The sequence below is a fragment of the Xanthomonas sp. WHRI 8932A genome, from assembly GCF_035012785.1.
Lineage (GTDB): Bacteria > Pseudomonadota > Gammaproteobacteria > Xanthomonadales > Xanthomonadaceae > Xanthomonas.
In genome coordinates, this window is record NZ_JAYGQQ010000004.1 from 23,111 (window position 1) to 45,557 (window position 22,447).

The window sequence follows — 22,447 nt, forward strand, 5'->3', positions numbered from 1 at the left end:
GTTTCGCCTCTCAGCACGGAGCGAAGGCGCTAGATGATGCGTTTTTTGCAGGCATCTCACTGCGACCATCCACTTTCTTCGCAGGGCTTTCGTCAGCTTTCTGCAGCAAGAAACCAAACGGGCTTCAATGGCAGCTGCGTGCGGGCAGTGTCACTGAGATGCGCGTAATGCGTCGTCCATAGCTCTACCAATTTCCTCGCATCGATCAGATTGATCCGCCGATGCGACTGCCTCGCTTCGTAATCAGCGTCTTTGGTGAAACCAGAAAGCGCAACGAACAAACCGACATCGCCCTCTCCCAGAACCGCCATAAAGCTGCGCAGGCCTGTCACATCGATCCGCGGCGAGTTTGCATTCCGCTTGACCTGCACCTTGATGCGCGGCGGGCGGGTGCCGAGCGGGTCGTTGTAAGCGATGATGTCGGTGCCACCGTCCTTGCCAGGCGGCGCGACCCAGGCAACGTGATACCCCATCGCCCGCAGCAGCGAGGCCACGAGCTCTTGGAAGTCGTAGGGCGGCATCGCAGCGAGGTACGCCTCGATCTCGGCCCATGCCATTTCTTCGGCTTCTTCCAGCGTGATGCTGGCCGATTCCTCGGTGAGCTCGCCTTCGGGATCGTCGACCTCGTCGGAGACGGGCTGGGCGCTCTTCCATTTCTTGTACAGATGGCCGACCGCACGGATGAATTGCTCCGGATCCGGGTAGGCGTGCAGCGCCGCTTCGCCCTCTGGCGTGAGGGTCCAGATGCCTTTGTGCTTGACCAGCCAGCCGGCCTTGACCGGCGCCACGGTACTGAAGCGCACGATCTTCTCGAAGCGACGGCCGCCGGTTTCGTAGTCGCCCGCTTCGTACTCGGTGAGCACGACCTGCTTTTCCAGCGAGGCTAGTGCATCGGACGCACGCATGCCTTCCGGTTGGGCCTTGAGGATATGGAACAGCGCACGGGTCAATTCCCCCGTGCGGCGCCTGCTGATATTGGCCATCTACTTCCCCTGTGGCGCGACGTTGGCGCTAGCGCCGTGCTTAATGATAGTCGTCTTCACGCTGATGCCTGACGGCCAAAACGGTGACGACCTGATCGCTTTCCACCTCAAACAGCAGCGCGTAGCCGCTGGCACCCAAGCCGATCACCAGCTCCCGCAAGAACGGGTCTGCCAACCCTGCCTTGCGGCAGCTCAACGGCGCCAGTTCAAGCACGGTGACGCCATCGCCGATGGCCTGCAGCGCGCGCTCGGCCACGGTGAAGTCGCGGCCGACACGCTGTAGCAGCCAGTCGTAAAGGCGCGCGAAATCTTCGCGCGCTTGCTGAGTGAAGCGGACAGAAAATCCCACGCTGGCTTAGCCCTTGCGCGCCTTGTCCAGTTGGGACTGCAGCCCGGCCAGCACATCCTTCGCGTCGATGTATCGGCTTGATGCCTTGGCGCTGTCGCGCGAGACCAACCCACGCGCAATGAAGGCTTCCTGCTGCTGCCGCTGCTGTACCTGGGCGCGCACGGAGTGCTCGACGAAGCTGGACAGCGTCTCACCCTCCTGCAACACGGCTTCGGCCGCTTTGCGCAGCGCCGGGTCTACCCGGAGCGATGGAAGTGATGCGGATTTCATGGCGGGCCCAGTGCGTTGCAATTGCGACGCATCATCGCAAGCGAGCGGCGGCGCTTCAAGGTTTTCGTTGCAGAGCTGAAGCTGATGATGTCGCAGCTACGCTGATGCGATGGCCCGTAGACGCTGAAGCACGACGTTTGCGCGCTCCGGTTCGGGGACCAATCCTGGCAACGCGTTCACAAAAGCCGGGTTGTCTATTAGCCCCAAGAACACATCGACGACCCACTGCCGAAGATCTGCATGCTCCACGGCAAACTCTTCCACAAGCTCAGCCCGGCCATCGACGACATTGAGTACGTCCTCCAGGTCGTGACTGGAAAGGAAGTCGCTGTTGCCTCGGGTAACGAAGGCTTCGAGCTTGGTCGCGATGAATGCTGTCGCTGTCACCAAGCGGATGGACAGGCGATCGCTCAAGGCCACCACTTGGGCCGTCCCTACAGCATGGGCGTAACAGCGGTTGGAGAAGCCAAGCACGCCGGCATCCCCCGGCATCAGGTCGAAGAGGACGCCCGACGCTTCTTGTACCCAGCGGCAGACGACGCCGCTCTGCATCTCGCGCGCAAAGCCCTGCGATTCCACACGCGCCTCGATGCCGCGGAATCGGGACAAATCAAGATTGACCACCGCATCGACGTCATAGGTGGCGCGGACGTTTTCAGCCAATGGATCGGATAACAGCAGACCAACGACCGCCCCGCCGAGGAAGACTACGTGGTCGCAAAGTTCGCCCAGTGCATCCGCAATCACAAGCAGATGCGGTAGTTGGGATCATCAGACCGCATCGCCAAGCCTCAGCAACTGCTTGAGATAGCGCGCCGCCAGCGTGCGCTCGCGGGCGCGCCCGCTACGCAGGGCGTCCTGCAGCGCCAGCAGCTGGTGCAAGGCAGGGTCGGCCAGCGCAGCGTTGGGCGCACCAGCCGACAACGGCGACAAGCTGGGGCCCTTGGCCGTACCCTGCGCGCTTGGCCACACCGGTGCCTCCCCTGGGGAACTGGCAATCGCGGTGGACAGTGGGGGCACGCCAAAGGCCGTAGGAATGCCGCGCCTTAGCGGCCCGATGACGGCAGGAAAGGCATAACGAACGCCGTGGACCGCAAACTCGTGCAAGGCCGTGCGCACCGTCTCCCACTCGCCGCGGCTTTTTTCCAGCGCCAGGCCGGATGCCACCGCGCGCTTGACGCTGCGATGCACCTGAGAGGCGCTCATGCCTAGCGCTTCTCCAAGAGAGGCATAGGTCCAGGCCTGGCCCGCCTGGGCCACCTGCTTGTACAGCACCACCAGATCCTGGGGCTTCAGTTCCACGGCCAAGCCCGTCTTATTCCATATTCCAGAATATGGAATATCCAGCGAACAAACTGTTTTTGCAAGCAGTCTTTGCTACACGACGACCTAAACAAGGATCTACCGCTCGGAGGCGGAAGCCAGACACTCTCACCCAATGCTCCGCGGCTTAACCGCCTCCTCCTGCGCCAACGATCTCTCCTGCGCTTGGCTTTGGCTCTGCGCCAAGGTGCGCGCGTCGAGCTCTTGCAGCTTTGCCAGCGATTGCTCCACCGGCGTACTGACGGCCACGTCAGTGGGCATGCTGGCACGCAGATGGGCCGGATTACTGAGCTCGCCCTGCACCACGAACACGGTAGCGCCGGCCGCCGCACGCGGTGTCTGGTTGCTCAGCGACACATGGTCAATCCGCTCAAGCCCATGCTCTTTTGCCAAATGCGCCAAGCTGGCACTCATCCGCTCGCTGTGCGCATCGCTACTCCGTCCCATGCTGGCATCCAACTTGCCAACCAGAGTCGTTTCTTTGACCGTCGGAGAGAGTCGCCATCTCATTGTCGGCTGGAAATCGCGGTGCAGTCGTGTGAATGCTTTGCAGGCGTTGTAGCGCTGCGGTAACGCCTGGCGTCTGCGCGCGGCCTGCATTGGCAGCGATACCACGCTTCGCCTGGATGCCGATGTAGCGATCCATGCTTTCTTGCACGATTTCTGGCTGTACTTGCCGATGCCGTTCCAGCAATGCCACTGCATCTACGGGACGGTTGGCATTGAACAACACCACAACCTCGTCTGCACGCTCTTTGATGTTTAGCTCTATGACACGCGCCATCTTTGCTCTCCCTGCATCGATTAATGAGTGACGAAACGGTCGCCCTTGTTGTCCAGCGGACCAGAACAGGCAGCCTTTCCTTCAGCGACGGGCCTGCACGGCCATCGCGAGCGATCAACCGTGTTCATCAAGTCAAAGCGCTCCCCGTTCCAGACCAGAAATCCGAAATGCAGGTACGCCCAATCGTTGTAGTAGCGCGGATCACTGGCAAGCGGTGCGTCCGGGTCGAACTCGATCACCCAGCGCAGCACGGGAACCGCCCACAGACGCGATACATCAAGAAACGGGACAGGTTCCGCGTAAGGCTGGTAACGACGGATCTCGTCCTCGGTCAATGCGGGTGCAGGCGGCAATACTTCTCTACTGACATCAACCAACTGTCCTTTCGCATCGAAACGGAACGCGCGCACGCCACCCGAATCCTTGCAGTCCACTGCCTGATCGGTACACCGCACCCCACCAACCAGGTATACGACGTCAAGTGGATCGGGTGACTCGAAAGAGCGTACCCAAAATGCATCGGTCGCCAGCATGAAATCGGCACGCTTACCCAAACCAGCAGATGCAACGTAAACAGCATGTTTCAAGGCGTCTGCGCGCGCGTCGGGAGTGATTGCCAGATCAGATGACGAAAGCGCCAAGATAACTTGAGCTAAAGGGCGCGGCGCAGGGCCGATGCATTCGTCGGCAGGCAGAAGAACACTGCGGCCAGAAGCGCTTCGCTGTGATCGGGTTGTGCAGGTGGCCCCCATGTCTTGCTCCAGCGCGAACCGCCTCCATGGCTTTGGAGAGGACAAAGGCACTTCCGGATAGACGTTCTGGGGGGCAGCTATCGTCGCTGAAGAGTTGGTTGCCGAGCGGGCGCTGTCTTGGGCGCATCCAGCTGCAGCGATGAGCACGACACCCACAAGCAATCCGTTCAAATGGCGATGATGCATGCTCTGCTCCGTGTGGGTTGCCTAAGCTTTGATCGGCTTGTTGTATCAGGACGATATCAATCATGCCTTGTCGTGCTGGTTACTGCTTTGGCCTGGTTTCACCTGTGCGCTTGCGCTCACCCTATGCCGCACGCCATGGGTTGGCAACCTTTGAATTAATGGGAAACGAATCGGTCCTCACCATCTGGATAATCAGAACATGCTGGTTCGCCCGTGCGTTGTTGACGACACGGCCACTGCGCTCTTGTAACCCGTTCGACGCGCTCGAAGCGTTCGCCCATCCATCGGAGAAAGCCAAAATGCGCATAAGCGCCGACCCGCCTTGGGTCATCGGCGGCAAGCGGCTGGTCGGGGTCAAACTCCATTAGCCATCGCATGGTAGGCGCCATAGGTAACTTGTCGTCGAACAGAAAAAGCTCCGAACCGCCGTGTTCGTTCTGCCTGGCGATATCTTCACCAATAAGGCTGGGTGCTGGCGGGAAGATCGATGCGCTGACGTCGGATGCATTGCCGTCCTTATCGAGGCGATAGGCTTTGCGCCCTTGGCCTGATTGGCATGCAAGGCCTGCGTCACCCGCAATGCATTTCACTGGCCAGACCAGATACACCGTCTTGTCGGGATCGGCACTTTCGAACGAACGAATCGTGAGCTCACCCGCGACCACAGTGAAATCCGCGCGTCGTCCCAACCCAGGTGCGGCCACGTAGACCGCATTGCGCAGACTGGCTTCGCGCGCCTGCTGCGAGGTATCGACGGCGTCTGCACGCAGAGCCAGCAGTGCGCGCGCCATGTGCGCGGGTGCCGGGCCTCGGCAAAACGCGTCCCTCAACAGCGGTGCAGGCGCAGTGCCCTGCGATTGCATCCTGTCAACACAGATAGCCCCCCATCTGCCGCTCCAACTTGAAGGGGATCCAGGGTGTGGGCGAAGTAGCGGGTGCCTGAGGAAAGGAGGACGCTTCCTGGGCATCGCGCAAGGGCTTTGCTGCAGCATCTTCTGTCGAAAGTCGTGCACACCCAAGCGTCATGATGGGCATTAGCGCCGTGGCTACCAGGCAACGCATCAGATTCTTCACGAGCATCCCCTGAGCAGAGAGAACAGACGCTCCGGACTGTGGCCGCGTAACCGGGTGAGGTCAAGCATCGGCATGGCATTGATTGATCTGGCCCATAGATTGGCAACGCCTGTAACAGAAGGCCTGTAACAACCTGTGCAGCATATGGGGGCAGTGCGACATCTCGCGGCTCTATTGAGTACCGGAGGTCAGTTCCTCCCGGTCGCACATCAAGGCGCGCCCAATACTGCAGGTCTGCATATCCACTCGCGAAAGTCACCGCCACCCTTCTGCGCTCATTGCATTTTCTTGATACGCACAGCTGATCAGTGCTTGTGCTTCGAGCGAGAAGTGACTGCGAGCGCTAGCCGAAATTGGCATCGATCTTGTTGATACCTAAAGAGAGTCGAACGCCGGTCATCGATGTGGTCAACCTGTCCCGCCGGCACTTATTTGCCTATAGTTCGCGACAAACCCTGCAATGGATTGACCAATGCACATGATGTCAACCGGCCGGTGCCTGGCTCTTGCACTTGCCGTCGCTGTGACCGGCAGTGCCTGTGCACGGACGCCATCAACTGAACAAAAAAGGACTTCCCCCATGTCGGACACCGTCACAACAGGCCGCACCATCAACGGGCACACCTATTCGGATGCGCCTGTGGATGTGAAGCTGGGGCCAAACACGTTCCGCATTCCCGCCAACTACCTGGACAGCCAGATCGCACCGTGGCCGGGCGAAGGCGTGACGCTTGTCATCGAGTGGCCGGACATGACCCCCACCCCGCCCGGTGCGCGCGCGAACCCGCGAACTAACGATTTCCGTAAGGAAATTTCTGTATCGATCGACTATGTCGACCGTGTCCCCGTCGAGACATTGCTGAGGCGTTTCTCGTCAAACGATAGGCATACCGAGACCGACTCGGTTGAACGGGGCAATCCTGTCGACAGGCTCGACCTTCGCATTGCACAGCCTGAAACACTCGGATTAACGCCCTATGCCATTGATGAGGAGAAGATGGCGGCATACGTCAAAGCGTATCAAGCCCACCACGGCGAGCCTCCGACACGCAACCCTGCGTTTGAGGACGATTGGTATGTCGCGCGCGACTCGGGCGGCAACTTAACTACTTTCATCAAATGCGACAGCACCAAATTTCGAGGAGATGGTGTTCGTCTGGAAGGATCTGAAGTGATTCATGAAAAAGGAGCTACTGCAGCAAGTTGCGTTCACTATTTCTCTGACATCGAAAACAAGCTTTCCATCAGCCTCAATTACAAGCGTGCTTTTTTAAAGGACTGGAAGCGCATGGAAGATGCGGTGAGGAAGGTATTAGCCCGCACTAAAGTCCAGTGATTAGTGTTTTTACAGGGAGTAACCGATGAGCGGACTGACTGAGCAAGACCTGGAAATCCTTTCCGACTACGCAAATAAAGGCAACCGAGCGCTGTATTGGAACTATCTTTCGCAGCTTGATGGCGCAGACGGCTATGGGACATTGGCGTTAGGCGTAGTGCGCAACGACAGCTTGCCAGGGCAAGTGGCTAACAGTTACGCACAAAATTACGCCAAAACGCAGCACGATGATGGCTCGCGCTTTGCCAATGCTGAATTGAGCGAACGCCAGTGGGAAGAGTTCGGACAAACGCTGCTCAAGAAAGATCTTGAGCTTCGGCAATCTTGGTTCGACAAAGAGCGTCCGGATATGGCGCTGAACCTCCCCGGCAAGGATGTCATGCGTGCACACGATCAAGCCTTCCTGGACCATGAGCTCGACCCCAACTGCTGGACACCACGCGTGCTCCTGCAAGCGGCCCTAGAAAAAAGCGGCCCCCAGAAGCTGGAGCAGATCTGGACCAACATGCTCGACAACGAGTACGTCGGTGCTGCTCGCATCAGCAATACCGGCTACGAGACCTTTGCGCAGATGGGCTTGGTGGACGGTAGCCAGTACCTGGCCAAGTTGGGGGCAACCGAAGCGATCCAGATGCTCGAGGGCCGTTCTGCGATCGATCCAAATGTGATCGGCAGCAACAGTTTCTATGCGATGTACTTCGAAAAAGAACAGAAGTGGATGAATGTCAGCGTCGGTGGCGGGCATCCTTCCATGCGCGAAGAAACCGATCCTGCGCGCCTGGCAGAACTCAACGATACACGCCAAGTGCGCATGGAGCGCCAGCAGAAAGCGACGCAATTTCATGAGGACGATCAGCACCGCTCCATCACTCGCAGCCCGTTCACGGCATCGATCGATGGCGCGCCAGATCGGACGCAGGCGCCTACCAAACTGGCCGATATCGGCCCGGGCCACCGCGACTACGCGTTGCTGCAACAGGTAAGCGCGGGCGTGAGCGCGATCGATGCGCAAGCCGGGCGCACACCGGACGAAAACAGCGAGCGCCTGGTAGCCAGTGCCATGAACCTGGCCCGCCAGAACAATCTGGAACGGGTGGACCATGTGGCGTTGAGTACGCAGACCACGCAACACCCGGCCGGGTACACGGTGTTTGTGGTGCAAGGTGCGTTGAACGACCCTGCACACCTGCGTGCATCGATGCCCACCGATGAGGCGGTGCGCACGCCGGTGGGACAATCGCTGCAGCAGCTGGAAATTGCGACGGTGGATCGTCAACAGGCAGCGCTGCAGAGCCAACAGCAGGAGATGGACAACCGCTCACGCGAGGCTCCGGCAATGCTGATGGCTTGAGTGCAATCTGGCATGACGCAGCGTTGCGAGGCATCTCCGCCGTGCAATACGGATTGCGCGTAGACGACCAGCGCCGCTTCGTGATGCAAGTGGCAATGTTGAAACGCTCAAAAAACGCTGCCTGCCGCGCAACTCCAGAAGTCGCACTAAGCTCAAACGCACAACTGCTTGCCCATCCAGTGCAGTACGCCCTTGCGCGAATCGGCAGACTGCAAACAGGCACTCACCTCCAACACCCGACACAAAAAAGCCCAGCGGTTGCCGGGCTTTTTCGTTAACTCACATCCGGCAAAGCTCAGCCCTTACGCGCCTTCAACCACGCCTCGATCTGCGGCACCAATGCCGCGCGCAGCTTGATCCGGGTCTGGATGCCGGTGATGGCGGTTTCTGCATCGCGGCGCGAGGTGGGAGCCAGGTACTGGTCTGCGTAGGCCTTGATCTTGTCGGCCATCTTCGGGTCGACCGAACCGGAACCCAGACTTGGGTAATAGCGTGCACGCGAGGTGGAGTCGACCAGGCCGTCCACCTGTTGCTGATGCGCCACGGCGAAGTCGAAGCCCAGGTCCGGATGTTCGCTCGCCACCATGTCGATCATGCCGGCACCGGTGGTGGCGCCTGGCTCGGCGGTCAAGGCCAACTCCAGTGCACGCTTGGCCAAGGCCTGGTCTGCTGGTGCCGCCAGCAGGCCGTAGTACTGGTCGCGGATCATCGAAGAGGTTTCCTTCTTCGCCATCGCATGCAGCGTGTCCCAGGTGGCGGCATCGGCATTGCGCGCGACGATGCTCAGCACACTGGTGCGCAGCTCCGGCGACAGCGACGCCGGGTCGGCCTGGAAGGCGGCAAAACGGCGGCGCGCTTCGGCAATGAGCTGCGCGTCGCCCATGTCGCTGAGGCTGCCAATCAGCCGCGTGCGCAGTTGCTTGATCTGCGCCGAATCGCCAGCGCGGTCGTCCCAGCCCAGGGTGGCAAACTGCGGTGCCAGCCGCGAGGTGGCATACGACCGCCATGCGGCACGGGTGGCCGGGTATTGCTTGAGCATGTCGTCGACGCTGTCCACAGTGCCGGCCACCGTTCCCCACAGGTCCGGCGCAGCGCCCACCGCCACCTTGGTGGTCAACTCCAGCGCATCTGCCTGCGGTTGCAGGCCAACCGTGGCAAGCGCACTGGTATCCATCATCAAGCCAAGCTGGTCCACCACCGGCAGGCTGGAAAATGCAGTGCTGAGCGCCTTGAACTGCGCAGGTGCATAGCGGGTGCGGAAGTAGCCTTTCTGCCCGGCGTTGACCACCACCGGTGCATCGCAGCCGGGCAATTGCAGCTGTGCGCTGCCATCCACCAGCACGCGTACCGGCGCGCCGTTGCCGGCACGCACGGCGACCGGCACATGCCAGCGCAGCGGCTGCTTGTCGGGGCGATCGAGCGTGTATTCGCCCTGCTGCAGGGTGAGGTTGGTCTTCCCGTCCACACACGTGGAGGCGACATTGATCAACGGCACGCCGGGCTGGGTGGTGAAGTCATGTGCGACCTGGGTGAATTGCTTGCCCGGTGCCATCGCATCAACCTGCTGCCACAGTGCATCGGTCACCGCGTTTCCGTACCGATGCTGCTTGATGTAGTTGCGCACGCCGGCACGCCATTGCTCGGCGCCGACGTAGTCTTCCAGCATGCCGATGACCGCTTCGCCCTTGTCGTAGGTGATCACGTCGAATGCCTGGCTGGCCTGCTCCACGGTGTCCACGTGCTGTACCACAGGATGGGTGGTGACGTAGGCATCGCGCCGCATCGCCGCGCGGCTCTTGAAGGCTGCCTTGGTCTTGTCGATATCCCATTCCGGGTGAAGCATCGTGGTCGTCCGCGATTCCATCCAGTTGGCAAAACCTTCGTTAAGCCACAGGTCGTCCCACCACGCCATGGTGACCAGATTGCCGAACCACTGGTGGGCAATTTCATGCGCAGCGGTCGTGAACACGGCCTGCTTGCTGTTGATGTCGGCCACCGCCGGGTCAAGCAGAAACACGAACTCGAAACTAAAGATCGCGCCCCAGTTTTCCATGGCGACGAAAAACTGGCTCTGCCCGGGCGCAGCAATGTTGTCCAGCTTGGGCAGCGGATACGGCACGCCAAAATAATCGTTGTACGCGTGCAGCACATCGCGGCTGGATTCCAGTGCAAACTTGGCTTGATCGACCTTGCCGGCCTGCGCGACCACACCAATCTCGGTGCCGTTATCCGTCTTGACCGTGGCGCGCTCGAAGTCGCCCAGGCTCATGAACAGCAGGTAGGTGGACATCTTGGGCGTGGTCTGGAAAACGACCTTCTTCATTCCGCCCGCCGCTGCGCTGGAACGCGCCACCGGCATGTTGCTCACCGCCATCTGCTTGGCCGGCGCATTCACCGCCAGGTCGAACGTGGCCTTGAAATTGGGCTCATCCCAGGACGGAATGAAGCGACGCGCATCGGAATTTTCGAACTGGGTGAACAGCGCGCGGCGCTGGCCCTGCGGCGTGGTGTAATCCAGCGCAAACAAGCCATTGGCCTGCGTGTTGATGATGCCGCTGTAGTCGATGGATAACACGTAGTTGCCCGGTGCCAGCGGTGTGCCGGTATCGAAGCGCGCGGTCTGCGCATCATCGTCGGTGGCGATCTTGGTCGCTACCGGCTTGCCGCCCGCTGATGCGAGCGTAGCCTTGGAAAAGCGCAGATTGGCCGCCTGCAACACGATGGCATCGGTGGCGGTGAGCACCTGGACATCGATGCGCACCTTGCCGTCGAAGGTCATCTTGTCCGCATGCGGGGTGATCTCCACCGCGTAATGCGTCGGCCTGGCGGTTCGCGGCAGCTGGGTAGTGACCTGCGAGACCGATGGAGCCCCCGTCTCGGGAGCAGCGGCAGCATGGGCCACGGTAGCGGCGGACGTGCTGGCCAGCGCCAGTGCAATTGCAGTCACCAAAATATGGCGCATGAGGTTCCTAACGTGATGGAAGTTGTCCGTGCAGAATCATCGCGTCAACGCAGATACCCCAACACAGCCGAAAGTCACGTCCACGCCTTGCGAGCACGAAAACGTAGACGTGGAAAAGAAGCGTTGATGCTGCCGATGATAATCAAAGCAAGCCGGCGCGAATGGACGCCGGATGGCGAGGGCATGCTACAGGCCAGCGATGAACACGACTCGTATCAAGGCGGCTGATGCGCAGTTGGTAATGACGGTGATGCGTCGCGCGCCCAATACCTCCAGCACCACTCGGCATGATGCCGACGCTGCACAACCGCCGTAGTTGCAGTCGGCCTGCCTGATCGGCTGCGCTACGTGCGCAAGCTGGCCTTGGACTGCAATCAGGCTGCGGGCACTTACACCATTACTCCGCTACCTAAGGCGACGTGCGATAGCGTGACAAAGAAAAGCCCCGCTTTCGCGGGGCTTTCTTGTTTCCATGACGCATCAGCCAATCAGGCGAACGGGTCCTGCAGCACCATGGTGTGGTCGCGGTCCGGGTTGGACTGCAATCAGGCTGCCGGCACGTACACCATTACTCCGCTACCTAAGGCGACGTGCGATAGCGTGACAAAGAAAAGCCCTGCTTTCGCAGGGCTTTCTTGTTTCAATGACGCATCAGCCGATCAGGCGAACGGGTCCTGCAGCACCATGGTGTGGTCGCGGTCCGGGCCGGTGGAGACGATGCTGATCGGGCAGCCGGCCAGTTCTTCCAGCGCGCGCAGGTAGGCGCGTGCGGCAGGCGGCAACTCGTCCCACACGGTGATGCCGTGGGTGTTCTCGCTCCAACCCGGGAACTCCAGGTACACCGGCGTGCACTCTTCCCAGCCCTGTGCATCCAGCGGCGCGTATTCGGTGCGCTTGCCGCGGTATTCGTACGCGATGCAGACCTTGAGCTTTTCCATGCCGTCCAGCACGTCGAGCTTGGTGATGCACAGGCCGGAGATACCATTGATAGCCACCGCGCGCTTGAGCGCGACGATGTCCATCCAGCCGCAACGACGCGGGCGGCCGGTGGAGGCGCCGTACTCGGCACCGCGGTCGCGGATGCCCTGGCCCACTTCGTCGTCCAGTTCGGTCGGGAACGGGCCGCCACCCACGCGCGTGGCGTAGGCCTTTGCAATACCCAGCACGTAGTCGATCGCATCGGCGCCAACGCCGGTGCCGGCCAGTGCGCCGCCCACCGTGGTGTTGGAGCTGGTGACGTACGGATAGGTGCCGTGGTCGATGTCCAGCAACGCGCCCTGCGCGCCTTCGAACAGCACCCGCTTACCCTGCTTGCGCAGGTCGTGCAGGATGCCGGCCACGTCGTACTTCATCGGCTGCACGTAGTCGCCGAACGCCAGCGCTTCGTCGTAGGTCTTCTGGAAATCGACCGCTTCCACGCCCAGGTACTTGGTCAGCACGAAGTTGTGGTAATCCAGCGCGGTGCGCAGCAGTTCTTCCAGCTGCGGCGGGTAATGCAGGTCGGCGATGCGGATACCGCGACGCGCCACCTTGTCTTCATACGCCGGGCCGATACCGCGACCGGTGGTGCCGATGGCCTTGCCGCCAGCGGCCTTCTCGCGCGCCTGATCCAGAGCGATGTGGTAAGGCATGATCAGCGGGGCAGCCGGGGAAATCTTCAGGCGCGAACGCACCTCCACACCGGCGCCTTCCAGCTCGCTGATTTCCTTGATCAGCGCGGCCGGGGAGATCACCACACCATTGCCGATCAGGCACAGCGCGTCGTCGCGCAGGATGCCGGACGGGATCAGATGCAAGACGGTCTTCTTGCCGTTGATGACCAGGGTATGGCCGGCGTTGTGGCCGCCCTGGAAGCGGACGACCGCACCGATCTCTTCGGTAAGCAGATCGACGATCTTGCCTTTGCCTTCATCGCCCCACTGGGCACCGAGCACGACAACTGACTGACCCATGACGGGTGGACTCCTGAGTTTTGCTGCGGCCATCGGGGCCGCGGGATGGGACCGGTTCGGGGCTGGCGGCGCCACCTTGCGCGCGGCTCCATCGGGGAGCGTTGCAGCAGCGACCAACCCGGACACGGAAAAAGCCGAACGGAGTGCTCTGGTTGGAGCGTGCCCGGCCGGCTTTTGTGCATTATCCGGGTTTCGGGTGACGTGCACTACCCCTGGCGAGGCGGCGGATCGGGGGCTGGTCAGATTGCGGCTGGCCGCCGGTTGGTGGGTGCTGCCGAATGCTGCCGGTCTCTAACCTGGTCGTCGAAAATCTCCAATTCCCTCGGGCCGTAGGAGCGCACCTGGGCGCGACGCTTTGCTAGGAATGCCTGTCGCGCCCAGGTGCGCTCCTACGCTGCCGGAATGGATGGCCCGCTCAGTGCCGCACGATCCACAGCGCGATCGCCCCCATTACCAGGGTGACGCCGCCGATAGCGCGCAGTTGAGCGGCGGGCAGGCTGAACAGTTGCTCGACCATGCGCTTCCAGGCGGTGGGCGCGGCAAACAACAGCAAGCCTTCAATGACGGCGATCAAGCACAACGCGGACAGAAATTCGTGCATCAACAACACCAGGACAACGTGGGGATCTGCAGTGTGCCGGTTCGGCAACCAACAGGCCTACAGCGTAGGAAGCGCACCTGGGCGCGATGGGCATTACCGGTAAAGCTGTCGCGCCCAGGTGCGCTCCTACGCGGCTGGGTCTGGCTCATAAAACCAAGCAAGCCTCACTCGTCATCTGGGATGCCCGGCGCGATAGACACCCTGGGAATCTACAAAAGACAAGCCACCCGGCAGGTAGGCCAGGCAGGCCTGCATCGTAGGAGCGCACCCGGGCGCGATGGGCATTACCGGTAAAGCTGTCGCGCCCAGGTGCGCTCCTACGCGGCTGGGTCTGCCTCATAAAGCCAAGCAAGCCTCACTCGTCATCTGGGATGCCCGGGCGCGATCGACACCCTCGTCATCGGGGATGCCCGGGCGCGATAGACACCCTGGGAATCTACAAAAGACAATCCACCCGGCAGGCAGGCCAGGCAGGCCTGCATCGTAGGAGCGCACATGGGAGCGACGGGAATTACTCAGAAACCGAGTCGCGCCCAAGTGCGCCCCACGCTGACCGGTCTCACAGCCAGATTGCGTCCCAGAAGGGGTAATCGCCGAGGCGGGTAACCAGTCCGGCCCGCAGTGGATTGGCGACTAGGTAACGCGCCACTGCGTGCAGGTCGTCGTCTTTGCGCAACGCGTGGTCGTGGTAACTGCGGCTCCAGACCGGCACGCGATGTTGACGCTGATCGTTCACCGCGCGCGCTGCGCACGCTTTCATGCGCGATACGGTGTCGGCTAACGACGTGGCGCTGCCGAGTTGCATCAACCAATGCACATGATCAGGCATCAACACCCAGGCCAGCAGCCTGGCATCGGGTGGCGTTGCTGCAGTGAACGCCCGACAGGCCGCAGCGGCGAGCATAAAATCTGCAAACACAACGCGACGCTGCCATGTCGTGGTGGTCAACAGGTAACCGCCGTTGGGCAAAGACTGTCTGCCACGGCGCAGCGCGCGATGCCCGGATGAGTGGACGTTGGCCATGCGGCAATGCTGATGGCCTCGCAGCATGGGGGATATCAGGGGTTGCCTGGTTTGGTTCTAGGAGATCTACGAGTTATTTAGCTGTTTAAAGTTTGAAGACGGTCGGTTGGGTATGCCGGCAAGGCCCTGTCGCGCCCGGGTGCGCTCCTACGGCGGCATCGGGCTAGAGACTTGCCAGGTAACTGCGGCTCCTGACGCATGCTTCAACACCCCGAAACGCACACCCACGATAAGCGCAACGCGTAGGAGCGCACCTGGGCGCGACGCTTTGCTGGGAATGCCTGTCGCGCCCGGGTGCGCTCCTACGTAACGGGCTCGTTGGGCGAGCATGCAACTGTTTGGCCGTGACGGGCACAAAAAAACGCCCGCATTGCGCGGGCGTTTTCGGTTCAACACTAGCACCTCGGTACAAGGTGATCAGCAATTCAACACTCAGCGATCAACGATCGCTCTTGAGGTATTGCAGGAACGGGTCGTTCTTGTCGAGCACGATCACGCCGTTGCCGTCGGCCATCGATTCGCGATAGGCCTCCAGACTGCGGTAGAAGGCGTAGAACGACGGATCCTTTGCGCCGGCCTGGCCGTAGATGCGGGCCGCGTCGGCATCGCCTTCGCCACGCAGCTTCTGCGCATCGCGTTCGGCGTCGGCCCTGATGACCGTGCTTTCGCGGTCGGCTTGTGCACGGATGGTCAGTGCCTGCTCTTCGCCTTCTGCACGCAGCTTGCTGGCTTCCTGCTTGCGCTGGGCCCGCATGCGCTCGTAGACGTCGGTGATCACCTGGCTGTCGGTCGGCAGGTCGATTTGCTTGATGCGCAGGTCGGTGATCTGCATCCCTAAGCCCTTGATGGCGCCGTTGATGCCCTTGAGCTGGCTGGCAATCAATTCGCTGCGGTCGCCGGAGACCAGCTGCTGCAAGGTGCGCGAGTTGATCTGGTTGCGCAGCGAGTCGGTGATGATCGGTGCCAGGCGCGAATTGGCCACCGACTCGTCACCACCGGTGGCGCGATAGAACGCACGCACATCGGAGATGTAGCCGATGGCGAAAAAGTCCACGCTCACGTCTTTCTGCTCGGCGGTGAAATACCGCGCCGGGGCGGTATCGAGCACCTGGAAGCGGCGATCGAACACACGCACCGATTCCACCACCGGAATCTTGAAGTGCAGGCCGGGCTTGAGGTCGGCTCGCACCACGCGGCCCAGGTTGAGCACCATGGCGGTCTGGTCTTCGCGCACCACGAAGACCGAGCCCATCAGGGTCAGCAACACGGCGACGATCAGGCCGATGACTAGCGAATTTTTCATTGTTCGGTTCCCTCACGGCCGGTCGGACGTGGCCCGCGTTCCGGGTTGCGGATGGCCTCGCTGCTGGCGCTTTGCGGCGGATTCAGCAGCACGTCCTGCGGCACCATCGACGGCATGCCGCCATTGCCCGCGTTGCCGCCGGCGTTGGCAGCCTTGCCAGCATCTGGCAGCGGCACATAGATGACCTGGCGACCATCGCTACCGATCACCTTGCGGTTCTCCGACAACACCTTCTGCACGGTTTCCAGCCACAGCCGCTTGCGCGTGACCTCGGGGGCATTGGCGTACTGCTCCTGCAACAGGGTGAAGCGGTCGGCGTCGCCCTCGGCCTTGGAGATCACCGCCTCCTTGTAACCTTCGGCACCGGTACGGGTGCGTGCGCCCTGGCCGCGTGCCTCGGGCACCACCTTGGCGGCGTAGGCCTGGGCTTCGTTGATCAAGCGCTCGCGCACCTGCTGGGCACCGTTGACCTCGTCGAAGGCCGGCTTCACTTCTTCCGGCGGACGCGCATCCGGCAGGGTCACGCCGGTCACGGCCAAGCCGGTGTTGTAGGCATCCAGCGCCATCTGCAGACGATCCTTGGAGGCGATCGCCAGCGGGCCGCGATTGTTGAGCACGGTATTGAGGTCAGACCGACCCACCTGCTCACGCACGGCACTCTGCGCGGCCTGCTCCAGCACCAGATCGGCATTACGCGAGCCGAACAGGTATTTGCGCGGGTCGCTGATCTGGTACTGCACGTTGAGCGAGACGTTGACGATGTTCTCGTCGCGCGTCAGCACCGGCACCTGGTTGCTGAAGGTCTTGATCTCGGTCGCATTGACCTTGCGTACCGACTCGATCGGCCAGGGCAGCTTGAAGCTCGGGCCGGGCTGGAGGATGCGCGAGAACTGGCCGAAGCGCAGCACCACGCCACGCTGCTGCTCACCGATGAGCTGGAAGCTGGAGAACAGCACCATCAGCACCACCGCGACCAGAATCCAGCGCCCCACGCCGCCGTCGAACAGCTCCTTCAACGGGGCGGGCAGATTGCCCCAGCCACCACCGTTGCCACCACCGCGCGGGCCCCAGGACCTGCGACGGTTGGGATCCGGGCCGTCTCCGCCCTTGTTGCCGGGTGTGTTCCAGGCCATGCACGCTCCATGATCGAGGGGCTGTGCGGGCCAGTCCCGCAGTGCCGCCGTGTTGTTTGATTCGCCGATTCTACTAGATGGGGCAGACCGGCCGTTTTGAAAGGCCCTGATTGGTGCATCGGCGGTTTAGCCGGCGGGGTGAATCAAGGGGTTGGCAGTTCTTGGCGGGGTGGAGACGAGGTAGCGGCGCCAGGTTATAGGTCGGCGGGAGCCCTCAATGCGCAAAACGGGTACCGAGATCGAAAGCGCGGAGCCGACCGCTCCGCTACCGGGAGGCTTGGCCGAACCGACCCAGCGCGGCCGACGCGCCCCCGGCGCTCCTGCGCACGACCTGGGCACTTCGAGACCGGCACCGGCACCAGCACGCGCCATGACGACAGCGGCTGTGCCGCGCCAATCAATGGTGGCAGCGACTGGGTTGGTGCACTCACGCGCACTGGCACATCGGCCAGGAGGGACGGCTGGTGCTGGAATGGACGGCTGTTGATCGAGGACAGCACTGCCGTGGCACATCGCTCGCATTGCGCTGCGCTTTGACAGCGCATGCAACGTCACGCATGCAGGCATGTGACTGACGACCGACCACCTGACTGATTGGGCGGTGCCTACTAAACCGGCGCGCTGACCCGCGCGGCAGCCAGGCGTCGCGAGTGCCATCGCGCAGGCGCGCTTCGCGCTCGATGCTGCGATGGCACGGCAGCGATGATTAGCTGCGGCCCGTCGTGCGCTGCCATCGACATCGTGGGCAGCGGCGGAGAACTGGGTGCGGGCATGCAGCGGAGCCGCGAAGCAACGAAGCCGCCCCATCAGGCGTTGCCGCACAGGACGCGCCCGATGACAAGCGCGCATGCGCGCAGACCGTTGGCAATTGCCGGTTCGCAGTGAGGAGCTTGCCATTCGCCAAGGCGATGATGCCGGAAGTCATCGCCTGCTCGCGCGCGACTCCCGGATCAGTTGCCGCGGATGTCAGCGATCACGCCTTCGGCGGCTCGTCCTTCTGGTTGAACACCCGCTCCATCACTTCCAGCAGTTCGTCTTCGGAGAACGGCTTGGTGATATAGGCGCGCGCGCCTTGGCGCATGCCCCACATGCGGTCGGTGTCCTGATCCTTGGTGGTCACCAGGATCACCGGGATGTGCTGGGTGGTGGGCTCGCGCTTGAGCGTGCGCGTGGCCTGGAAGCCGTTGAGGTTGGGCATCACCACGTCCATCAACACCAGATCCGGCAGCGACTCCTTGGCCGCTTCCACGCCGGCGGCGCCATCGGTGGCGGTGATGGTTTCGTGTCCCAACTTCTCGACGATGCGCTGAATCCCCAGCAGCTGCGACGGCGAGTCGTCGACGATCAAAATGCGTGCCATGTGTTTCCCCTAGTGTGCGCGGCGAGTGTAGTGCGCCAGCTGCGCTTTCGGTAGCTGGGGGCAATAGCGCGATGGTCGAAGGCTGTGCTGCGGTGCCGTGCACGCGGTGCTCGCCTTCGCACTCCTGTGCGCCGTGGTGACCGGTGAGGGATTGGAAGCGAGGTGCAGGCGATGCGTCGCGCTTCGGCTAAGGAGGCTGCTGGCGCTGACTGCTGGAGGGACGCTTGGATCCAGCTTCGCTCGCTGGACGCAACGTCCGCCATTGAAGTGGCGCCCGGCCGAAGTTGACTGACGCCGGCAGCCGCAACGGGCGGCCGTACCCTCACCCCAACCCCTCTCCCGCAGGAGAGGGGCTTTCGCGCCTCCTCATATTGGGAGGCTCGCGCGTTGCGACGGGCGAGACGTCTGGACCTCAGCGCCCCTCTACCGAAGAGAGGCGCCTGTGGATCTCACACCGTCTCGCCGAAGGCCTTGGCCAGGTTGCGGTAGGCCTTTTTCTGCGCGTCGTCGGTGGGGGCCGGGGCCAGGATTTCCAGTTCCACGATCTGATCGCCCGGGGGGGTGCCCGGCAGGCCGCGGCCGCGCAGGCGTAGTTTGCGGCCGGCATCCGAGTCGGCGGGCACCTTCAATTCCACCGAGCCGCCCAGGGTCGGCACGCTGATGGTGGTGCCCAGCGCCGCCTGCCAGGGCATGACCTGCAGGAAGTAGAGAATGTTGCGCCCGTCCACCTCGAACTGCGGGTGCGCGGCGTATTCGATCTCCAACAGCAGATTGCCGCCGCCGTTGCCCTGCCCGCTCAGGCGAATCACCTGGCCGGGCTGCACGCCCTTGGGCACGCGCACGTCCAGCTGCTTGCCGTTGATGGTGATGCGCACGCTGTCGCCCGAATGCACCGCTTCCAGCGGCACCGCCAGCTTGGCGCGGGTGTCACCACGCGCCTGCGGACCCGGCCCTGCGCCAGGACCGGCACCCGGGCCGCGCGGGCGGCCGCCGCGCTGGCCGGCGAACAGGCTTTCGAAGAAGTCGCTGAAGCCGCCACCGGCACCGCCGTTGCCGAACACCTCTTCATAGTCGAAGCCCTGCCCGCCCCCGTGGCTGGGCGGCGCCTGGAACTCGTCGCCCGGGCGATAGCCCTGCGCCTTCAACTGGTCGTAGGCCTTGCGCTTTTGCGGATCGCGCAGCGCCTCGTAGGCTTCATTGATCGCCTTGAATTTGTCTTCGGCGCCGGCTTCCTTGCTGACGTCGGGGTGGTACTTGCGCGCCAATCGGCGATACGCGGTCTTGATCTCCGCGTCGCCTGCGCTGGGCTCCACGCCCAGCGTTGCGTAGTAATCCTTGAATTCCATCTATTCACCTCTGGAAAAAAAACGGCCCGCAGCCAGGGCCACGAGCCAGTTCGAGAGGCAGACACCAGGTGGGACGGCCATGCATGGCGCGGGCGGTGGGAATCGTGGGTACATGCCGTCCCTACCGATTCCAGACACCAGCCGCGCCCACGTGGCGGTCACGCAACAGGGTTGCTGGCCGATCTCTTCGCAGCCGGGCGGGCGACCGTGCCTATTCTACGGCGCGGCCGTCGCCGGGGAGCGAAGTCGGTGACTTCGCTCCAGGTCCATGACTTGTCAGCACGCGCCCCGCAGCACGCCGCTCGCCGGTCGGCGGCAACTGGCGAGTCGGGCCGGGGTGTCATACACACCCCGGCCACAGTCCTGTCCAGCCTGCGCCGCGCATGCGGCGGCCGCGATGGCGCTTACTGCACCGTGCTACCGCCGGTGGCCTGCGCGTTGCCCACCTGAATGCGACGCGGGGTGGCTGCCGGGCGCTTGGGAATGCGGATTTCCAGCACGCCGTTATGACCGGCAGCGGTGATGCCATCGGCATCGGCACTGTCGGGCAGCGCGAAACGCCGATGGAAACTGCCGTAGCGGCGTTCGATGCGCGAGAAGCGCTCGGTGTCGGTACTGGACTCGCTCTTGCGCTCGCCCTTGATCGACAGGATGCCCTTGTCCATCTGCACCTCGATCTGGCTGGGGTCGATGCCCGGCAGATCGGCATAAAGGACGAAGTGGTTGGGCTCTTCCGTGATGTCCACACGCGGCACCCATTGGGCGGTGACCACGGCCGATTCGTCGGTATCGCTGTTCTGTTCGAAGAAACGATCGAACACGTGCTTGATCTCGTTTTGCAGCGCGTGCGTGGGCCACTGGGGATAACGAACGATGTTCATTGCAAGCCTCCAAAAGGTTGGGTGAGGGGCCGGCGACGGCGGCATGCACCACCGCGCCGACCATGTGCGTCAGATAGGCGTGGCCGTGCGGATTTCAAGCGCGTTGACGCGCTTTTTCCCTGCCCTTTTCTAGACTTCGTTCAGCCACAGGAGCCCAGCCCCATGACCATTGCCGTTGGTGACAGCATTCCCGAAGTGGTGCTCAAGCGCATGCGCGAGGGTATCGAAGCGGTCGACACGCATCGCTTGTTCGCTGGCCGCAAGGTGCTGCTGTTTGCAGTGCCGGGCGCATTCACGCCGACCTGCTCGGCCAAACACTTGCCGGGGTATGTGGAGCACTTCGAAGAGTTCCGCAAACGCGGCATCGACGTGTTGTGCACCGCCGTCAACGACCCGTTCGTGATGCAGGCCTGGGGCCGCGCCCAGTTGGTTCCCGATGGTCTGCACCTGTTGCCCGACGGCAACGCCGAACTGGTTCGCGCACTAGGCCTTGAAATCGACGCGAGCGGCTCGGGCATGGGCCTGCGTTCGCGCCGCTATGCGCTGTATGCCGACGACGGCGTGGTCAAGGCCTTGTTTGTCGAAGAACCCGGCGAGTTCAAGGTGTCTGCGGCCGATTACGTGCTGCAGCATCTGCCTGATTGAAGTCACCATTCCCCCGTCCACTCAGAAGGAAAACGGCCAGCCATGTCTGATCAGCCAGCCACCAACATCCCCGCCGGTATCACCGATACCGCCACCTTGCGCGCACGCGCACGCCAGAGCATCGAAGACGGCGCCATTACCGAGAGCTATCACGCCGACCGCGAGGCAGTGATCGCGCTGCTCAACACCGCGTTGGCGACCGAGTACGTGTGCACCCTGCGCTACTACCGCCACTACTTCATGGCCAAGGGCATGCTTGCAGACGCGGTCAAGGGCGAGTTTCTGGAGCATGCGCAGCAGGAACAGGCACACGCGCACAAGCTGGCCGAGCGCATCGTGCAGCTGGGCGGCGAACCGGACCTCAACCCGGACACGCTGACCAAGCGCTCGCATGCCGAATACAAGGAAGGCACCGATCTGCGCGACATGGTCAAGGAGAACCTGATCGCCGAGCGCATCGCCATCGACAGCTATCGCGAGATGATCGATTTCATCGGCGACAAGGACACCACCACCAAGCGCATCCTGGAAAGCATTCTGGCCCAGGAAGAAGAGCACGCCGATGAGTTTGCCGACATGCTAGAAGGCTGGATCGGCGAGTGACTGTGTTGCGTCGGTGCTGATGGCGCCGATGCGCATGCAGCATCGAAGACGCAACACAAACAGGGCGCCGCTGGGCGCCTTGTTTGTGTTTGTGGCTTGGTGCGGATGGTGGCAGAAACCATGGTCCGCGTAGGAGCGCACCTTCGTCAAAGCATTGTCACCGGCCATTGCGGTGAGCGGGTGCTGGCTTGCCTGGCCTTGCTGATTACTCAGATGCGACTGCAGCATC

Annotated in this window: 20 protein-coding genes and 2 pseudogenes; 4 read left to right on the top strand and 18 right to left on the bottom strand. The window is 62.3% G+C overall.

The window, feature by feature from the left end:
• Positions 1–92: 92 nt before the first annotated feature.
• The 9 genes and pseudogenes from VC212_RS07205 to VC212_RS07245 all read right to left on the bottom strand — a co-directional run bounded on the left by VC212_RS07205 (position 93) and on the right by VC212_RS07245 (position 5,438).
• Positions 93–983 carry a restriction endonuclease gene (locus tag VC212_RS07205; RefSeq protein WP_323515321.1) on the bottom strand — a complete coding sequence of 297 codons (891 nt, stop codon included), beginning with the start codon at positions 981–983 and terminating at the stop codon, positions 93–95.
• A gap of 40 nt (positions 984–1,023) precedes the next feature.
• Positions 1,024–1,332, bottom strand: coding sequence for a type II toxin-antitoxin system RelE/ParE family toxin (locus VC212_RS07210; RefSeq protein WP_323515323.1), 309 nt, complete (start codon positions 1,330–1,332; stop codon positions 1,024–1,026).
• Between the two features lie 6 nt (positions 1,333–1,338).
• Entirely contained in the window at positions 1,339–1,602 is a 264-nt protein-coding gene (locus VC212_RS07215; protein WP_323515325.1) for a YlcI/YnfO family protein, read from the bottom strand.
• 219 nt (positions 1,603–1,821) lie between these two features.
• A pseudogene (locus tag VC212_RS07220) lies at positions 1,822–2,226 on the bottom strand (hypothetical protein); the annotation flags it as partial.
• A 147-nt stretch (positions 2,227–2,373) separates the two neighbouring features.
• A complete protein-coding gene (locus VC212_RS07225) occupies positions 2,374–2,904 on the bottom strand; it encodes a MarR family transcriptional regulator (protein WP_323515326.1) in 531 nt (176 codons plus the stop codon).
• 129 nt (positions 2,905–3,033) lie between these two features.
• Positions 3,034–3,402 (bottom strand): annotated as a pseudogene (locus VC212_RS07230) (XVIPCD domain-containing protein); the annotation flags it as partial.
• Complete coding sequence (locus VC212_RS07235) at positions 3,359–3,709, bottom strand: hypothetical protein (RefSeq protein ID WP_323515378.1); 351 nt, start codon at positions 3,707–3,709, stop codon at positions 3,359–3,361. The pseudogene VC212_RS07230 and the gene VC212_RS07235, both read right to left, overlap by 44 nt.
• A 20-nt stretch (positions 3,710–3,729) precedes the next feature.
• Entirely contained in the window at positions 3,730–4,647 is a 918-nt protein-coding gene (locus VC212_RS07240; RefSeq protein WP_323515327.1) for a hypothetical protein, read from the bottom strand.
• A gap of 155 nt (positions 4,648–4,802) precedes the next feature.
• A complete protein-coding gene (locus VC212_RS07245; protein ID WP_323515329.1) occupies positions 4,803–5,438 on the bottom strand; it encodes a hypothetical protein in 636 nt (211 codons plus the stop codon).
• Between the two features lie 755 nt (positions 5,439–6,193).
• Between VC212_RS07245 and VC212_RS07250 the strand changes: the two genes are divergently transcribed.
• Complete coding sequence (locus VC212_RS07250; RefSeq protein WP_323515331.1) at positions 6,194–7,057, top strand: hypothetical protein; 864 nt, start codon at positions 6,194–6,196, stop codon at positions 7,055–7,057.
• 25 nt (positions 7,058–7,082) lie between these two features.
• Positions 7,083–8,408 (top strand): XVIPCD domain-containing protein, encoded by a 1,326-nt coding sequence (locus VC212_RS07255; protein WP_323515332.1) that lies wholly within the window; start codon positions 7,083–7,085, stop codon positions 8,406–8,408.
• Positions 8,409–8,703: 295 nt separating this feature from the next.
• Here the strand turns inward: VC212_RS07255 and VC212_RS07260 are convergent, their stop codons facing one another.
• From VC212_RS07260 to VC212_RS07300, 9 genes are all read right to left on the bottom strand, one after another.
• On the bottom strand, positions 8,704–11,370 hold the full coding sequence (locus tag VC212_RS07260; RefSeq protein WP_323515333.1) for a M1 family metallopeptidase: 2,667 nt from the start codon (positions 11,368–11,370) through the stop codon (positions 8,704–8,706).
• A gap of 659 nt (positions 11,371–12,029) precedes the next feature.
• Positions 12,030–13,322 carry an adenylosuccinate synthase gene (locus VC212_RS07265; protein WP_055845741.1) on the bottom strand — a complete coding sequence of 431 codons (1,293 nt, stop codon included), beginning with the start codon at positions 13,320–13,322 and terminating at the stop codon, positions 12,030–12,032.
• Between the two features lie 415 nt (positions 13,323–13,737).
• Positions 13,738–13,923 carry a DUF2065 family protein gene (locus tag VC212_RS07270; protein WP_323515335.1) on the bottom strand — a complete coding sequence of 62 codons (186 nt, stop codon included), beginning with the start codon at positions 13,921–13,923 and terminating at the stop codon, positions 13,738–13,740.
• A 559-nt stretch (positions 13,924–14,482) separates the two neighbouring features.
• Positions 14,483–14,947, bottom strand: coding sequence for a transposase (locus VC212_RS07275; protein WP_323515337.1), 465 nt, complete (start codon positions 14,945–14,947; stop codon positions 14,483–14,485).
• Positions 14,948–15,386: 439 nt separating this feature from the next.
• Positions 15,387–16,250 (bottom strand): protease modulator HflC, encoded by an 864-nt coding sequence (locus VC212_RS07280; protein ID WP_115553215.1) that lies wholly within the window; start codon positions 16,248–16,250, stop codon positions 15,387–15,389.
• Positions 16,247–17,383, bottom strand: coding sequence for an FtsH protease activity modulator HflK (gene hflK / locus VC212_RS07285; protein WP_055845750.1), 1,137 nt, complete (start codon positions 17,381–17,383; stop codon positions 16,247–16,249). The genes VC212_RS07280 and hflK overlap by 4 nt, the downstream gene beginning before the upstream one ends.
• Positions 17,384–18,356: 973 nt before the next feature.
• Positions 18,357–18,743, bottom strand: coding sequence for a twitching motility response regulator PilH (gene pilH / locus VC212_RS07290; RefSeq protein ID WP_008578169.1), 387 nt, complete (start codon positions 18,741–18,743; stop codon positions 18,357–18,359).
• Positions 18,744–19,192: 449 nt separating this feature from the next.
• Positions 19,193–20,089 (bottom strand): DnaJ C-terminal domain-containing protein, encoded by an 897-nt coding sequence (locus VC212_RS07295; protein ID WP_115512318.1) that lies wholly within the window; start codon positions 20,087–20,089, stop codon positions 19,193–19,195.
• 404 nt (positions 20,090–20,493) lie between these two features.
• Positions 20,494–20,970 (bottom strand): Hsp20/alpha crystallin family protein, encoded by a 477-nt coding sequence (locus VC212_RS07300; protein ID WP_323515338.1) that lies wholly within the window; start codon positions 20,968–20,970, stop codon positions 20,494–20,496.
• Between the two features lie 162 nt (positions 20,971–21,132).
• Between VC212_RS07300 and VC212_RS07305 the strand changes: the two genes are divergently transcribed.
• Together VC212_RS07305 and VC212_RS07310 are read left to right on the top strand one after the other, a co-directional pair.
• Positions 21,133–21,615: a peroxiredoxin gene (locus tag VC212_RS07305; RefSeq protein ID WP_115527263.1), complete on the top strand. Its 483-nt coding sequence runs from the start codon at positions 21,133–21,135 to the stop codon at positions 21,613–21,615.
• A 42-nt stretch (positions 21,616–21,657) separates the two neighbouring features.
• Positions 21,658–22,218 carry a ferritin-like domain-containing protein gene (locus tag VC212_RS07310; RefSeq protein ID WP_055845761.1) on the top strand — a complete coding sequence of 187 codons (561 nt, stop codon included), beginning with the start codon at positions 21,658–21,660 and terminating at the stop codon, positions 22,216–22,218.
• The last annotated feature ends 229 nt before the right edge of the window (positions 22,219–22,447 follow it).

Excerpts from the sequence above, each read along its gene's own strand:
- VC212_RS07205 (WP_323515321.1), bottom strand. The coding sequence starts at position 983 with ATGGCCAATATCAGCAGGCGCCGCACGGGGGAATTGACCCGTGCGCTG.
- VC212_RS07215 (WP_323515325.1), bottom strand. The coding sequence starts at position 1,602 with ATGAAATCCGCATCACTTCCATCGCTCCGGGTAGACCCGGCGCTGCGC.
- VC212_RS07235 (WP_323515378.1), bottom strand. The coding sequence starts at position 3,709 with ATGGCGCGTGTCATAGAGCTAAACATCAAAGAGCGTGCAGACGAGGTT.
- VC212_RS07240 (WP_323515327.1), bottom strand. The coding sequence starts at position 4,647 with ATGCATCATCGCCATTTGAACGGATTGCTTGTGGGTGTCGTGCTCATC.
- VC212_RS07245 (WP_323515329.1), bottom strand. The coding sequence starts at position 5,438 with ATGGCGCGCGCACTGCTGGCTCTGCGTGCAGACGCCGTCGATACCTCG.
- VC212_RS07250 (WP_323515331.1), top strand. The coding sequence starts at position 6,194 with ATGCACATGATGTCAACCGGCCGGTGCCTGGCTCTTGCACTTGCCGTC.
- VC212_RS07255 (WP_323515332.1), top strand. The coding sequence starts at position 7,083 with ATGAGCGGACTGACTGAGCAAGACCTGGAAATCCTTTCCGACTACGCA.
- VC212_RS07260 (WP_323515333.1), bottom strand. The coding sequence starts at position 11,370 with ATGCGCCATATTTTGGTGACTGCAATTGCACTGGCGCTGGCCAGCACG.
- VC212_RS07265 (WP_055845741.1), bottom strand. The coding sequence starts at position 13,322 with ATGGGTCAGTCAGTTGTCGTGCTCGGTGCCCAGTGGGGCGATGAAGGC.
- VC212_RS07270 (WP_323515335.1), bottom strand. The coding sequence starts at position 13,923 with ATGCACGAATTTCTGTCCGCGTTGTGCTTGATCGCCGTCATTGAAGGC.
- VC212_RS07275 (WP_323515337.1), bottom strand. The coding sequence starts at position 14,947 with ATGGCCAACGTCCACTCATCCGGGCATCGCGCGCTGCGCCGTGGCAGA.
- VC212_RS07280 (WP_115553215.1), bottom strand. The coding sequence starts at position 16,250 with ATGAAAAATTCGCTAGTCATCGGCCTGATCGTCGCCGTGTTGCTGACC.
- hflK (WP_055845750.1), bottom strand. The coding sequence starts at position 17,383 with ATGGCCTGGAACACACCCGGCAACAAGGGCGGAGACGGCCCGGATCCC.
- pilH (WP_008578169.1), bottom strand. The coding sequence starts at position 18,743 with ATGGCACGCATTTTGATCGTCGACGACTCGCCGTCGCAGCTGCTGGGG.
- VC212_RS07295 (WP_115512318.1), bottom strand. The coding sequence starts at position 20,089 with ATGGAATTCAAGGATTACTACGCAACGCTGGGCGTGGAGCCCAGCGCA.
- VC212_RS07300 (WP_323515338.1), bottom strand. The coding sequence starts at position 20,970 with ATGAACATCGTTCGTTATCCCCAGTGGCCCACGCACGCGCTGCAAAAC.
- VC212_RS07305 (WP_115527263.1), top strand. The coding sequence starts at position 21,133 with ATGACCATTGCCGTTGGTGACAGCATTCCCGAAGTGGTGCTCAAGCGC.
- VC212_RS07310 (WP_055845761.1), top strand. The coding sequence starts at position 21,658 with ATGTCTGATCAGCCAGCCACCAACATCCCCGCCGGTATCACCGATACC.